General features: G+C 70.3%; 9 protein-coding genes and 1 pseudogene. 8 read left to right on the top strand and 2 right to left on the bottom strand.

From position 1 onward, the window contains the following. Positions 1-636: 636 nt before the first annotated feature. The 5 genes from ABC766_RS30275 (at position 637) to ABC766_RS30255 (ending at position 6515) form a co-directional block, all read left to right on the top strand. Positions 637-1536, top strand: coding sequence for a hypothetical protein (locus tag ABC766_RS30275; RefSeq protein ID WP_345820238.1), 900 nt, complete (start codon positions 637-639; stop codon positions 1534-1536). Positions 1537-1942: 406 nt separating this feature from the next. Beyond that, on the top strand, positions 1943-3187 hold the full coding sequence (locus ABC766_RS30270; protein ID WP_345820237.1) for a tyrosine-type recombinase/integrase: 1245 nt from the start codon (positions 1943-1945) through the stop codon (positions 3185-3187). 249 nt (positions 3188-3436) lie between these two features. After that, positions 3437-4423 carry a nucleoid-associated protein gene (locus tag ABC766_RS30265; protein ID WP_345820235.1) on the top strand — a complete coding sequence of 329 codons (987 nt, stop codon included), beginning with the start codon at positions 3437-3439 and terminating at the stop codon, positions 4421-4423. After that, positions 4420-5886: a hypothetical protein gene (locus tag ABC766_RS30260; RefSeq protein WP_345820233.1), complete on the top strand. Its 1467-nt coding sequence runs from the start codon at positions 4420-4422 to the stop codon at positions 5884-5886. The genes ABC766_RS30265 and ABC766_RS30260 overlap by 4 nt, the downstream gene beginning before the upstream one ends. 215 nt (positions 5887-6101) lie before the next feature. Continuing rightward, positions 6102-6515 carry a hypothetical protein gene (locus tag ABC766_RS30255; RefSeq protein WP_345820232.1) on the top strand — a complete coding sequence of 138 codons (414 nt, stop codon included), beginning with the start codon at positions 6102-6104 and terminating at the stop codon, positions 6513-6515. 282 nt (positions 6516-6797) lie between these two features. Here the strand turns inward: ABC766_RS30255 and ABC766_RS30250 are convergent, their stop codons facing one another. Together ABC766_RS30250 and ABC766_RS30245 are read right to left on the bottom strand one after the other, a co-directional pair. Next, a complete protein-coding gene (locus ABC766_RS30250) occupies positions 6798-7304 on the bottom strand; it encodes a hypothetical protein (protein WP_345820231.1) in 507 nt (168 codons plus the stop codon). Between the two features lie 720 nt (positions 7305-8024). Then, positions 8025-8888, bottom strand: a pseudogene (locus ABC766_RS30245) (DUF4131 domain-containing protein); the annotation flags it as partial. A gap of 192 nt (positions 8889-9080) precedes the next feature. Here ABC766_RS30245 and gltX point away from each other — a divergent pair. The 3 genes from gltX (at position 9081) to ABC766_RS30230 (ending at position 12978) form a co-directional block, all read left to right on the top strand. Further along, a complete protein-coding gene (gene gltX / locus ABC766_RS30240; protein ID WP_053608494.1) occupies positions 9081-10508 on the top strand; it encodes a glutamate--tRNA ligase in 1428 nt (475 codons plus the stop codon). A gap of 230 nt (positions 10509-10738) precedes the next feature. Next, positions 10739-12028, top strand: coding sequence for a citrate synthase (gene gltA / locus ABC766_RS30235; protein WP_012319002.1), 1290 nt, complete (start codon positions 10739-10741; stop codon positions 12026-12028). A 56-nt stretch (positions 12029-12084) separates the two neighbouring features. Further along, positions 12085-12978 (top strand): DNA-3-methyladenine glycosylase family protein, encoded by an 894-nt coding sequence (locus ABC766_RS30230; RefSeq protein WP_342141805.1) that lies wholly within the window; start codon positions 12085-12087, stop codon positions 12976-12978. Positions 12979-13420 lie beyond the last annotated feature (442 nt).

Here is a 13420-nt window from a genome sequence, read left to right as displayed (position 1 = left end):
GCCGGGGAGCGCAGTTTAACCATGATGCATGCCGTCCGCATGCCAATCGCATGACGCCAAGCGAGGATAATCAGCCTGATTCTACTGACAGTTGCTGCAGACGGAGCTTCAGATTGCGCTCGTCGGCGAATCGGCGATCACCGCCGGGTGAGCCGGGACGGCAGCCCCTGATTCGTCCCGAAAACCGTCTCCGAACGGGGATGCGACGGCACGGCCGCATGCCAACCATGGCCTGTGATGCCGCCCCACCCTGCCTCAGGTCTCCATGGATTTGGCTGCACGGGACCGCACCGGGATCATCCGTGTCCCACCGCGGAGCCGAGAGCCATGATCAAGACCCTTCGACGCCTATTCGGACCGATCCTCGGCACCGGCGCGGGAATGACGGTCCCGGTATCCGTCCCGGCCCACCGGCGTGCCCCACCGGGGCAAGACGGTCTGCGTCGCACCGCACCGGTCGTGGGCGGCGTCATACAGGCGCATAACAAGCGTCTGCCAGAGGGGCGCGAGGGGAAGGCCGGGGCTAGGGATGAGCCAGCCATGGCCGTCATCCCGAGGGATGACGTCCAGATGCCGCCACAGGCGGCGGCACCAGGGCTCCCGCCCGTGGACCCGGTGAGACGGCCGATGTCCGGGATGACGAACGCCGCCGGAGCGGCGCCGAATAGATCGTCGGGATTGGCGCCCACGGTCGTCCCGCCCCCGGAATCGACCCCTCCGATCCCTCCCGCGAATCAGCTTGGCAATAAGGATTGCGGTACGGGGAAGCCCAATGAGGAGCACTGCCGGACCCAGGCGGCGTGGCAGGGCGTCGCACCCGGCGGCAACGGCCTGCCGTCCGGGGGGCGGGAACCAACCGTCAATCCAGCTATCGACGGGAAAGATCGCCCGATCGATCATGAAGAAGAGCGTGACCTCTCTCCTTCCATGGATTTTTTTGATGACCTGACAGTCGCCTACGGGCTTTCAGTAGTGCCTGCCGCTGCGACGGCGGGAGCGCCTTCCATGGATTGTTCCCTGGACGAGGCACGCCTGCCGAACGATGCCCCCGTGGCCGCGCGGGTCGATCCGAGGCCTCCGGGCCCAGGGATTGACGACCCGGCGCGATCCGGGGTGTCTCGTGCGGGAGAGCCGGCCGGTCGGGGTTCCCGGATCCCCCCACGGATCGCCGACCGGCCCGGACCCGAGGACTGGAACGAGGACGAGCTGCTGACCCTGCCCGAGGCCGCCGCCCTCTTCTGGCCAGCGGGCCCGATCACCACGAACACCCTACGGACCGCGGGCAGGGACGGGACGCTGGCAATCACGAAGGTCGCGGGAAAATTCTTCACCACCCCGATGGCGATCCGCCGGATGGGCGTGGCTGACGACGGTGGGATGCCGGACCCTGCGCCAGCGAGGACCTCGGAGATCTCTCCCCAGGCCCTGTTCGCGGCAAAGCTGGAAGAAGCGCGGCGCCAGGGCCGCGACAGGAAACGCCGACAGCGAGCGGCCAAGAGATCCGTCGCGTCCCTCGACAAGGGGCCCGGACGGTAAGCGGCGGACACGGGGCGCGTTCAACTTGGCGGAAGATCCGCCCCGCGTCCGCCTCCCGGAACGCCCGCACACGTGCGGGCACAGGATGCAGGACCCTAGAATCGTGAGAGAGACGATGCAAGTGGGCGCGCTCGCGCGCGCCTCGGAGGACATCCGCGTCGCGCTGATGACGACCGCGGCGGCCATCCCCGAAATGGATCGTAGGCGTGGGCCGGCCCCGAAGGGACCCCACCTGATCGAACGGACGTCGAGGACCGACGCCGCCAAGGTCACCCTATACATCCGGGACGGCCGAAACGAGATCTCGACGCGGCTTCCACCGGCGCGGCGGGCCGAGGCCGAGACGCTCCTCGACCTGTACAAGCTGCAGAAAGGCGCCCGCGAGCGCGGGATCGTCGGTCCGAGGATGGTGCCCGTCGCGGCCGCGCTGGCGCATCTGCTCGACGCCGCCCGGCCTGTCGGCAAGGTCGCGCAGATCGAGCATGACAAGCACATCGCGCTCGCAACGAGGCTCGCGACCCTCGCCCGTTTCTTCGGCGAGGCCGCGTTCAAGGACGTCACGACCGCGCGGTGCAAGGCGTTCATCGAGTGGCGCACCAGCCAGCCGGACGCCCGCTATCGGCCAGGTAACCCCGATGCGCCGTTGGCCAAGGAGGCCAGCGCCCGGGAGGACCTGTTCGAGCTGAAAAAGGCGATCAAGCTTTTCGCCGACGAGAACGCCCTCGCATGGCATCCGGAAGTCTACGTGCCGAAGTCCGGTCCGGGACGGACGCGGTGGCTGCGACGCACCGAGGTCGCGCGGATCATGTGGGCGATCCGCGGCCGGATCTGGGACCCGGAGACCCAGGATTGGAAACGCGAGACCGTCCTCGGCGACGACGACAAGGTCGTCACCCGCTACGTGCTGCGCGACCCCGATACGATCGCGAACCGTAAGATCCTTCGCCGCTTCGTCACCCTCGGCCTCTACACGGGAACCCGGGGTGGGGCCATTCGGGACCTCCGCTGGGAGTGCTCCGCGGACGGCGGCTGCATCGATGTCGAGGGACGCTACATCCACCGGCGCGGGTTCGGCCTCGATCCAAGCAAAGGGAAGCCGCGGGCGAGCTCACGCATCTCCCGCAAGCTCGCGTCTACGGTGGCGCGATGGAGGAACGCCGACCGAGCCGCAGGCATCGACTACATCCTCCACCAAGCCAACGGCGAGAGGTACCTGTCCACACCGGTATGGATGTGGAACTGCGTGATGGCCGATGCCGGCATCGGCATTGACGTGGTGAGACACACCCTTCGCCATACGGCGGCGACCTGGCTGCGGATCGCACGCGTCGATGTGCGCGCCGCCGCGGACCTGCTCGGCATGAGCATTCAGACGATGGTGCGCATCTACGGACAATGGACCCTGGAGGGGCAGGACGACGCGGCCGACGCGCTCGCGAGCGGCACCGGGGTCAAGGCCGCGACCTTCTTCGGGGTACCGAGACCGTCTCCCGCACCAGACGTGTTGGTGCCCCCGGTGGGGGACTCGCCGCGACCGGCACCCCACGTCGCCCTGCGGCGCAAGCGCGAGCATGTCCGGGCGAACGGTGCCAGCCTCAGGGCCCGCGTCGGCTACGCACCGGCCGGGATCAGGGGCGGCAGGCCGGCGTAGGCCGCGCGCGAACGGACGGAAGGGTCGCATCGTGCCCTGCCGCCCCTCGCACGCCGGATGCCTTCGAGGCGGCGGGAGGGCTTGATCGGCCTCTTTCCGCCGCCTCGCGGCCGGGACGGCCCGGGATCGGCCGATCGGCCGATCGGCCGATCGACCGCGTGGCCGCGCGCGAGATGGGCTGGCGTAGGACACAACCCGTGGTACTAGGAACAAACGACGAACCGCTGGGACGGTCGGGTTGGGGGGCGCATGCCGGTCTTGAGCCAGGGGGAGCGGGATGCGCTCACCGTCGAGCACTTCATCTTTCACGTGGTGCACCACGGCGGGGATGAGCCGATCCTGTTCGAGAGCACCCCGATCGGCGACTTCGAGCGGTTCTTCGTCGGCCGGATCGTCGACACCCTGTCCGGCAACCGTTTCGTGTTCTCCGAGGGGTCCGAGACGCATGCTGCGCTCCGGACCGCGGAGGCGGACCCAACGCAATTCGTCGAGATGTCGAAGACGCTCGCCCGCCGGTTCCACAGGAACGATGGCCGCTTCCAGCGCGGCATCCTCATCGTCACCGCGCTGCGCGCCGGCGATCGCCGGTTCCACTCCCTGATCAAGTACGACCACGAGCGCATGGTGGCGTTCGAAGTGATCGACGCGGGCGCGGCCCTGCGCGACGTGGTGAACGGCCTGACTGAATCGCGCAAGGCGCTGCAGAAGTCGGCGTTGATCGAGCTCGGGGACGCCGGGGGCGACCTCGTGGTGGTCGATCGCAGCAAGCCGACCGGGATCACCGATTTCTTCCGTGAGTTCCTCCAGGCCGAGCGCCTGCACGGCGAGGGCGAAATGACCGCGACCCTGGCGAAGGCCCTGGTGCGGACGGTTCGAGACCATGCCGACGCGCTCCCGGTCGCGATCACCGCGCACGTCCGCCCACGGCTGGTCGAGATCGCGCGGCAGCGACCCGACTTCGAGCCCGACGTCTTCTTCACGGACTTCTTCGGCGCGCACGGTTCGGAGGCGGTCCGCACCGGGTTCGACGCCAACCTCGCCCGGCTCGGGCTCGACGGCGAGAGCTTCACCTTCGAGCCGGCGGCCCTGCCCGCAGTGGGCCAGCGTCGTTTCCGCACCCGCGAGGGAGTGAGCATTGTGGTGCCCGAGCAGGCGAGCGACACCGTGGCGTTCGAGCCGCAGGAGGACGGATCCACGGTGGTCCGCATCCGCACGGGCCACGTGACCGAACGATGAGCGCCGGGTTCGGCCCGTACCTCGCGGAGCTCGCCGACGGGCTCGCGCGGGCGCCCGGCGCGTCCGTGACCGAGACGGCGACGCACTGGCGGCTGGACGGCGCTGCCTCCGCCGACGCCGCGGCGCTCGCCCGGATCGCCGAGGCCGCGCGCCTCGCGACCGTCGAGGGCTGCGGGTCGCTGCGCGTCTACGCCGAGGTCGCCGGGGAAGTCGACCCGGCCGCCTGCTCGCCGGAGGATGTCGCCGAGGAAACGCTGACGCTGGTCCTGGCCAAGTTCCGGGAGCCGGGCTGGTGCTACTTCCTGACGGTGGCAGGCTTCGAGGGGGCCCTCGACGACGCCTTCGCCGCGGCGCCATGCGCCGTATGGGTCGCGATGGATTTCGCGCCCTTCGCGACGGCGACCTTGTCCGTGACGCCCTGGGGAGGCCCGAAGGAGCCGCCCGCGCCGGGCGAGCGGACCGAGCGGCCGCGCAAGTACGTCCGAGACTTGACGCACGGGCACACGCCGTCCGAGGTCGGGCCTTGGCTGCCCACCGGGCCGCTTCCCGCAGATTCGGCCGTGTTCGCGGCGTGGCGCGGCAAGGCCGCCGATCGCCTCGCCGCCTGCCTCCCGAGCGAGATCAGGCCCTTCGAGGACGGCCTCGCCGTAGTGCTCAAGGGGCCGCGTTCCTCGCCGGTGCCAGTCGCCCCGGCCCCCGCGGGATGGGCGGCGGGGGCGCTCCCCGCGCTCGCCGAGGCGGCGGGCTGGGTCTACGGCCAGCCTCGGGAGACGGAGGCGCGGTTCCAGTTCCTGAACAACCACCTCTCCATCGGTTGGCGGGAAGGCGAGACGTGGCCCATCGGCTTGGCCGGCGCCTTGCCGGGCGGCCTGGCGAGCGCCCGAGAGGCCTATGCCTTCCACCTGCAGGATCAGAGCAAGGACGCGCTGAAGACGCTCGGCGACCTGCGGAAGGCGCTGCAGGACGAGGTCGCCCGCGCCCAGACGGCGACGCGGGATCTCCTGTCCGCTCTGTGGCGCGACCTCGGCGTCGCCGGGATCGTCCTCGCGCTGCGGTCCCCAGCCGCGGCGCAGATCGCATCGGCGCCGACGCTTCGATGGGTGACCCTGGCGACCGCCGTGGTCCTCGTGGTGAGCCTCGTCGTGACCGTCCTGGCGAACCGGCGCTTCAACCGGCTCGCCGACGAGGGCCGCGCCCAGTGGCGCGGCCGCCTGTACGCCTTCCTCCCGGATGCGGAATGGGACAGGCTGGTCGAGGGGCCGATCCGGGACGGGCGGCGCGCCTACCACGGCGCCCTGCCGTTCATCATCCTCCTCTACGGCGCCGCCGTCCTCTACCTGCTCGTCCTGTCGGTTCCGTCCCCGAGCCCGCCGCCGCAGGCCGACACGGCTTCGTCGTCCGGAGCGATGCCGCCGTACCGAGCCTTCCGCGTGCCTTATCGGATGCCCGGCTCGATGCCGTAGTCACTGCCGGACGGGCCTTCATGGGCGCGGTCCCGGGAGGCGTCCGGCCGTGGACATACCTCGCCCGGGCCTCCCGCCGGGCCGATCCCGTGTCGGCAATCTCCGGCCTGGCGAGCATTCGCTGGCGCCCGTCGAGCCGGAACGGTGGTGCGGATCCCGGCTCTCCCCCATATCCTCGGGGCCGACGTTCAGATCGGCCATACGGAGTTGAGCGGGTGGACGAGGCGATCAGAGCAAAGCTCGTTGAGATCTTGAAGCGGGCCTACGTCGACGGGGCGGCGGCGGTCTACGACGCCTGCCTCGCTGCGCAGGACGAGCTGGCCGAGGGCGAGAAACGGGTCGTGGCCGACGGCATGCGATGCCTGCGGGCGGAGGACGTGACCGTGAGGGTCACCCCTTTCGCCTTCCACGCGTCCGGCCGCAACCACGTCGTGCGGTTCCATTTCGAGCTGTCGGGGTCGGCTGGCAACGCGTTCGGTTCCGTCGATTGCGAGGCCGCGCTGAAGTCCATGACGCGGTGGCCGGTCACCGCCGCCGCCTTAGTGCCGCTGATGGACGTCACGGGGGGGCTGCGGGAAGCGATCCTGGCGGTGGACGCGGCGGCCCTGGAGCGCGCGGACTGTCCCTGAGACGGGGGAGTTCACGGGAAACCGTCGGGAATGGCCCTCCGGCCCTAGGCGTCGTTGTTGATGGGTAAGAAACAAGCTGCCCACAACTCATTGAAAATGAACGATGCCGGTTCGACACCATTCGCTCCGGTTCGTTCCCGTCCCTTCGGGCTGAGCGAAACCTGCGGGAAACCTGCGGGACCGATTTCGAGGCCCAGGAATGCTTTTTCGGTGCGATCGAAGCGATGCGAAAAGGCGTTCCCGCGATGGTGTGTGGTGCCCCCGGTTCTATTCCACCGGCCTTCAGACACTGTCGAGGCGACAGCGCCTTCCCTCCGATCGTATGAGCCCGGCCCCCACCAGGACAGCCTTCGCCGTCTCCGCTGTCCCCGACTTGAGGCCGGCCGCGTAGGCTGCGTCTGTGAGCTCCCGGGTGGTCATGCCGTCAGCTCCGGCCGCCTTCAGGATCCGAAGCATCACCGTCATCGCCTCGGCGGTCTTCGTCCCGGCCGGGGCCGGACCGCCACGCGGCGCGGTGCCCTGGATGGCCTCTATTGCGAGGTGCAGCTCCTCGATCCGCCTCCCCTGACGGTCGATCGCCTCCGCAAGCTCCGATGAGGCCGAGGCGGAAATGGGTGCGACCGGCGCCGGATCCGCACCGACCTGCCGTCCGCGGGCTTCCAGGAATTCCCGGGCGGCCTCGACGTAGACCGAGCTTATGCGTCGATCCCCTTCGAGGGCGAACTGCCCCATCGCCCGATGAACGTTCGAGGCGACGTAGATCATGACCTTGCGATTGCCCGGAAGCACGCCCGGTTTCGAAGCGGGTTTCGTTGTGGGCACGGCGGATCGCCTCGTTGCAGGCCGACAGCAAAACAGCATGACAGCAAACGATTAATACCTTCTCGTCCGGGTGCCGGGTGGGGAAGACCCAGCCGACGGACACAGTCCCAAGATCTTTCCGTCATCTCCCGCCTTTCGGGGAAGCGGCGAAGGGACGGGTGGCTGGCCGTAGACGTGAGCCTCCACCCCGTAGAAGCCGGGGACAGCGAGACAGCATGACAGCTTGCTGTCCCAAGGACGCTGAAAGGGCCCGGGGCGGGGCCCCTTGCCCTGGTGGGGCTTCGGCACCCAATCCTCAGTCGAGGTCGCTCCCGGCCGGGCCTCTCGGTAACGTCTTCTGGGATGGGAACCCAGCGCCGGCCGCCGCTCGTCGGCACGTCGTAAGTTGAGTTCCTGGGGGAATTGCCCGAGGTGGCAACTGTCCGGCACGAGTAGCTTGAGGGGTCGCATCCCCGAAGCGTGTTCCTTCGTGCGCAAGCCGAGCCGTTGGGAACGGCGATCGACGTCACCCCCTCCCCGTAGGCTTGGCGGGGCCCAAGGCATCGCTTTCCACCGAGATCGATCGCCGCGGCTGCCGGAACGTATGGCGCGGGCCCCCGGGAGATCGTTCCCACTGTTCCCGAGCCGTCGGGCGCCAGGGAGGGCATCGACTGAGAAAAAAGCCTGCCGGCCAACCCGCTACATCAACACAACGTGGTAGATTCCGGCGGCGCGCAGCGCATCGTTGGTCGCCGGGCCGATGAGGCCGCGCTTGCCGGTCACCAGGGCCGCCGCCACCGCGCCCGCCTGGCCGCCGGCGGCCTCCGCGATCCGGCGGGTGAGCCCGTTCCGGGCCGCGTCGAGCGCGGCGGCGAGCCGCAGGCGGAGGGGCGGCGGCTCGGTCGGCGCCCGGATCGTGACCGCCCCGACCAGGGAGCCCACCGCGCCGATCCCCTGGAAGTAGGCGTCTCGGGCAAAATCGTAGCCCCCGGGCCGGGCCGCCTCCGGGGGTGGCAACAACCGGGCGGTGGCGGCGACGACGTCCCCGGGAAGCGGTGTCGGGGTCTTGCGGAATGACACCCGCACCCGGGCGGGCCGCGCCTCCGGCGCAAGGCCGGCGAAGCTCTCCACCCGGATCAGCAGCCGGGCGCCGACCTCGCGCTCGTCCAGGGCCTCGACCGTTCCGATGAGGGGGCCGATGGTGGTGCGGGTGAGGACCGGGGCGGCGACCTCCGCGACCCGCCAGGCTGCCGCCGCGAAGCCGAGGAACGCGGCCGCCACCGCGAGCACCGCCGCCAGCGCCGCCGGGCGCGCGCCGAGGAGCGGGATCGGCGCCAGGGCAAGGGCGGCGGCGACAAGGGGCGCGGCCAGGCTCGGCGCGCCGTCGGTCGCCGCGAAATAGACCAGGATTCCCCCGCCGAAGGCCACCGCCAGCCAGGGGAACAGCCGGCGCTGCTCGGCGTCCCGGGCGAGGCCTTCGGCCACCCAGTGGCGGATGACCGGGAGGGCGGGCGCGCGGGGGCCGGCCAGCACCACCGCGCCGCCCGCCAGCCTCGCGCCGATCCGCCGCATCGCCGCCGCCCCGTTCCGCGCGACCTGTCTCGGGGCCGGGCGATTCTGCGGGCGATTCTTAACGCATCCTCCGGCTCGTGCTACAGCCGGTGCTTCGTGCTACGGGCGCCCTGTCGAGCCCCTCGCCGCTCCGCCGCCCCTTCGCCGTCCGTCGCGCTCCGTCCGCGACCAGCCCCGGAACATACCGGACCGATGTCCTCAGCCGTCGTCACGCGCTTCGCCCCCTCGCCCACCGGCTACCTGCATATCGGCGGGGCCCGCACGGCGTTGTTCAACTGGCTCTACGCCCGCCACACCGGCGGCAAGATGCTGCTGCGCATCGAGGATACCGACCGGGAGCGCTCCACCAAGGGCGCGATCGACGCGATCCTCGACGGCCTGTCCTGGCTCGGCCTCGACTGGGACGGGGACGTGGTGTTCCAGTTCGCCCGGGCCGAGCGCCACCGGGCCGTGGCCGAGGAACTGCTGGCAGCCGGCCGTGCCTACCATTGCTATGCCACCGCCGAGGAGCTGACCTCGATGCGGGAGACCGCCCGGGCCGAGGGCCGCGCCCCCCGCTACGACGGCCGTTGGCGCGACCGCGACCCGTCCGAGGCCCCCGCGGGGGTCAAGCCGGTGATCCGCCTGCGCGCGCCGACCGAGGGCGAGACCGTGGTCGAGGACGCCGTCCAGGGCCGCGTGACCTGGGCCAACAAGGACCTCGACGACCTCGTCCTGCTCCGTTCGGACGGGACGCCGACCTACATGCTGGCCGTGGTGGTCGACGACCACGACATGGGCGTCACGCAGATCATCCGCGGCGACGACCACCTCACCAACGCGGCGCGCCAGAGCCAGATCTTTTCCGCCTTGGGCTGGGACATTCCCCGGATGGCCCATATCCCGCTGATCCACGGGGCGGACGGAGCCAAGCTCTCGAAGCGCCACGGGGCGCTCGGCGTCGAGGCCTATCGCGATCTCGGCTACCTGCCAGCGGCCCTGCGCAACTACCTCGTGCGGCTCGGCTGGAGCCACGGCGACCAGGAGGTCTTCTCCACCGAGGAGATGGTCGCGGCCTTCGACCTCGGCGCGGTGGGGCGCTCCGCGGCGCGGTTCGACTTCGCCAAGCTCGCCAACCTCAACGGCCTCTACATCCGCACCAGCACCGATGCCGATCTCGTCGCGGCGATCGAGACGATCCTGCCCAATGTCGGTCCCGGACGCGGCCTGTCGGCGCCGCTGCAGCCCGACCTCAAGGACAAGCTCACCCAGGCCATGCCGGGCCTGAAGGAGCGGGCCAAGACGCTGATCGAGCTCCTCGACAGCGCCTATTACCTCTACGCCCAGCGGCCGCTGGCGCTGGACGACAAGGCCCGCGCCCTCCTCTCCGACGAGGGCCGCACCCGCCTCGCCGGGGTGCGGCCGGTGCTCGAGGCGCTGCCGGACTGGAATGCGGCCTCGACCGAGGGTGCGGTCCGCCAGTACGCGGAGGACGCCGGCTGCAAGCTCGGGCAGGTGGCCCAGCCCCTGCGCGCGGCGCTGACCGGCCGCACCACCTCCCCGCCCCTGTTCGACGTGATGGCGGTGCTCGGTCGGGCGGAAACCCTCGCCCGCCTGGGCGATCAGGTGCCGCAGGTCTGAAGCCACCGGGCGTAGCCGGGGAACTGCCGGCCCCGGCTCGAATTGCGCTTGGTGGAATTTGCTTGGCGTCGGGGTCGGGTTGTCACCGACCCCGTTGCTGCTGCAGTGCCGTTTGGGTAACCCATGCCTGTGAGCACCCGCAGCATAATGCGTGTGCTCAGGCCCCCGGGACCGACTCGGGCAGCCCGAGCCCGGCATCCGCCACGTCGCCAGAGAAGGGTCCACGATCCATGAGCGCACCCAGCACCATCACCGTGGACGGCAAGTCGATCGAGCTGCCGGTGAAATCCGGCACGATCGGGCCGGACGTGATCGATATCGGCAAGCTCTACGCCCAGACCGGCGCCTTCACCTTCGACCCGGGCTTCACCTCGACGGCGTCCTGCGAATCGAAGATCACCTATATCGACGGCGACGAGGGCGTGCTGCTCTATCGCGGCTACCCGATCGAGCAGCTCGCCGAGAAGGGCGACTTCCTCGAGACCTGCTACCTGATGCTGTTCGGCGCCCTGCCGACCGCCGCCCAGCGGGCCGATTTCGAGTATCGGGTCACGCGCCACACCATGGTGCACGACCAGATGAACCGGTTCTTCACCGGCTTCCGCCGCGACGCGCACCCGATGGCCGTGATGGTCGCCTCGGTGGGCGCCCTCTCGGCCTTCTACCACGACTCGACCGACATCACGGACGAGAGCCAGCGGCTGATCGCGTCGATCCGCATGATCGCCAAGATGCCGACGCTCGCCGCGATGGCCTACAAGTACTCGATCGGCCAGCCCTTCGTGTACCCGAAGAACGACCTCGACTATACCTCGAACTTCCTGCGCATGTGCTACGCGGTGCCGTGCGAGGAGTACGAGGTGAACCCGGTCTTCGCCCGGGCGCTCGACAAGATCTTCATCCTGCACGCCGACCACGAGCAGAACGCCTCGACTTCGACCGTGCGGCTCGCGGGCTCCTCGGGCGCCAACCCCTTCGCCTGCATCGCGGCCGGCATCGCCTGCCTGTGGGGCCCGGCCCATGGCGGCGCCAACGAGGCGGCGCTCAAGATGCTGATGGAGATCGGCACCCCGGAGAACGTCGGCAAGTACGTCGCCAAGGCCAAGGACAAGAACGACCCGTTCCGCCTGATGGGCTTCGGCCACCGGGTCTACAAGAACTACGACCCGCGCGCCCGGATCATGCAGAGCACCACCCATCAGGTGCTGAAGGAGCTCGGCAAGACCGACGATCCGCTGCTCCACGTCGCCATGGAGCTGGAGCAGATCGCCCTCAAGGACGAGTACTTCATCGAGAAGAAGCTCTACCCGAACATCGATTTCTACTCGGGCATCACCCTCAAGGCGATGGGCTTCCCGACCGACATGTTCACGGTGCTGTTCGCCGTGGCCCGCACGGTCGGCTGGATCGCCCAGTGGGCCGAGATGATCGAGGATCCGTCGCAGAAGATCGGCCGTCCCCGCCAGCTCTATGTCGGTCCGACCCAGCGCGACTACGTGCCGGTCGACCAGCGCGGCTGAGGCAGGACCACCTGTCCTGTGACGCGAGCGACGGGGCGGCCGAGAGGCCGCCCTTCGTGTTTGCGGGGGCGATCGAACGTCGCCTGCCCGTCCGGCCGCCCTACGACTGGGCGGCGATCCGCGCGTTCCTCGCCAAGCGGGCGATCCCGGGCGTCGAGGCGGCCGATCCCGCGGCGGCCTACGCCCGCACGATCAGCATCGCGGGGCGGCACGGGCTCCTGACGGTGGCGCCCGGCGCGGATTGCCTGCACGTCGCGCTGCGCGGCGTCGAGGCGGGGCACGCCGAGGCGGTCGCGGGGCGCCTGCGCCGCCTCTTCGACTGCGACGCCGATCCCGGCGCCATCGCGGCCTGCCTTGTCGGCGATCCGGTCCTGGCCCCGCTCGTCGCCGCGCGGCCGGGATTGCGCCTCCCCGGGGCCTGGGACCCGTTCGAGACCGGCTGCCGGGCGATCCTCGGTCAGCAGGTCTCTGTGGCGGCCGCGATCGGGCTCGCGGGCAAGCTGGTGGCGGCGTTCGGGACGCCCCTCGCGGAGCCGATGGGCGGGCTGACCCACGTCTTTCCCACGCCGGCGGATCTGGTCGAGGCGGATATCGCCCTGGCGCTCAACATGCCGCGGGCCCGCGGCGCGGCGATCCGGGCGCTGGCCGCGGCGGCTTTGGCCGATCCGGACCTGTTCGCCCCGGCGGAGTCGCTGGAGGCCGCGGTGCTCCGCTTCACGGCGATCCGCGGGATCGGTCCCTGGACGGCGCAGTACATCGCCATGCGGGCGCTCAAGCTGCCCGACGCCCTGCCGGTGGGCGATGTCGGCCTGCTGCGAGCGCTGGAGAGCCGCACCGGGCGTCCGAGCCCGGCGGCGCTCCTGGCCCGGGCCGAGGCGTGGCGCCCGTTCCGGGCCTACGCGGCGCAGCACCTCTGGGCGGCGGACGAGGCGGCTGTGAAGGCGCGGTGATAGGGGTGCTAACCCGTCGCTTCGGCGCCGCTGTCCTTGCGAGCGGAGCGAAGCAATCCAGTCGGCACCACGCTAACGTATGCCGCTAGCCCTGAGTCACTTTGCTGTGCTCGCGATGACGGAGGGGCTGGTCGACCCGGTGCCCCCATGGTCGTTGTGGGGCCATGGATGGCGCCCTACAGGGGGCGGGTGGCACGCACCACGGACCCTTTGCCCGTGACGACAGCCCAGCTCTTTCTTCTGGCGGTTCCGATCGGCGGCGTGGTGGCCCTTGGCGCGCTCTGGCTCGATCAGCGTTCGCGCTGAGACCGTCTCCGAACGAGGTGCGGGTCCCCTCTCCCGGGCGGGAGAGGGACAGGGTGAGGGATGAGAACGATCCGGAAGAGGCGCGACCCAAACGCGCGTCGATGACGGGGTCTATTCTGATCCTTCTCGACCCTCA

This window comes from Methylobacterium fujisawaense, assembly GCF_039619325.1.
GTDB lineage: Bacteria > Pseudomonadota > Alphaproteobacteria > Rhizobiales > Beijerinckiaceae > Methylobacterium > Methylobacterium fujisawaense.
This window is presented reverse-complemented; position numbering and strand designations above follow the sequence as displayed.

What these genes read in the sequence shown, in the direction of transcription:
- ABC766_RS30275 (WP_345820238.1), top strand. Translation starts at nt 637, where the DNA reads ATGACGAACGCCGCCGGAGCGGCGCCGAATAGATCGTCGGGATTGGCG.
- ABC766_RS30270 (WP_345820237.1), top strand. Translation starts at nt 1,943, where the DNA reads ATGGTGCCCGTCGCGGCCGCGCTGGCGCATCTGCTCGACGCCGCCCGG.
- ABC766_RS30265 (WP_345820235.1), top strand. Translation starts at nt 3,437, where the DNA reads ATGCCGGTCTTGAGCCAGGGGGAGCGGGATGCGCTCACCGTCGAGCAC.
- ABC766_RS30260 (WP_345820233.1), top strand. Translation starts at nt 4,420, where the DNA reads ATGAGCGCCGGGTTCGGCCCGTACCTCGCGGAGCTCGCCGACGGGCTC.
- gltX (WP_053608494.1), top strand. Translation starts at nt 9,081, where the DNA reads ATGTCCTCAGCCGTCGTCACGCGCTTCGCCCCCTCGCCCACCGGCTAC.
- gltA (WP_012319002.1), top strand. Translation starts at nt 10,739, where the DNA reads ATGAGCGCACCCAGCACCATCACCGTGGACGGCAAGTCGATCGAGCTG.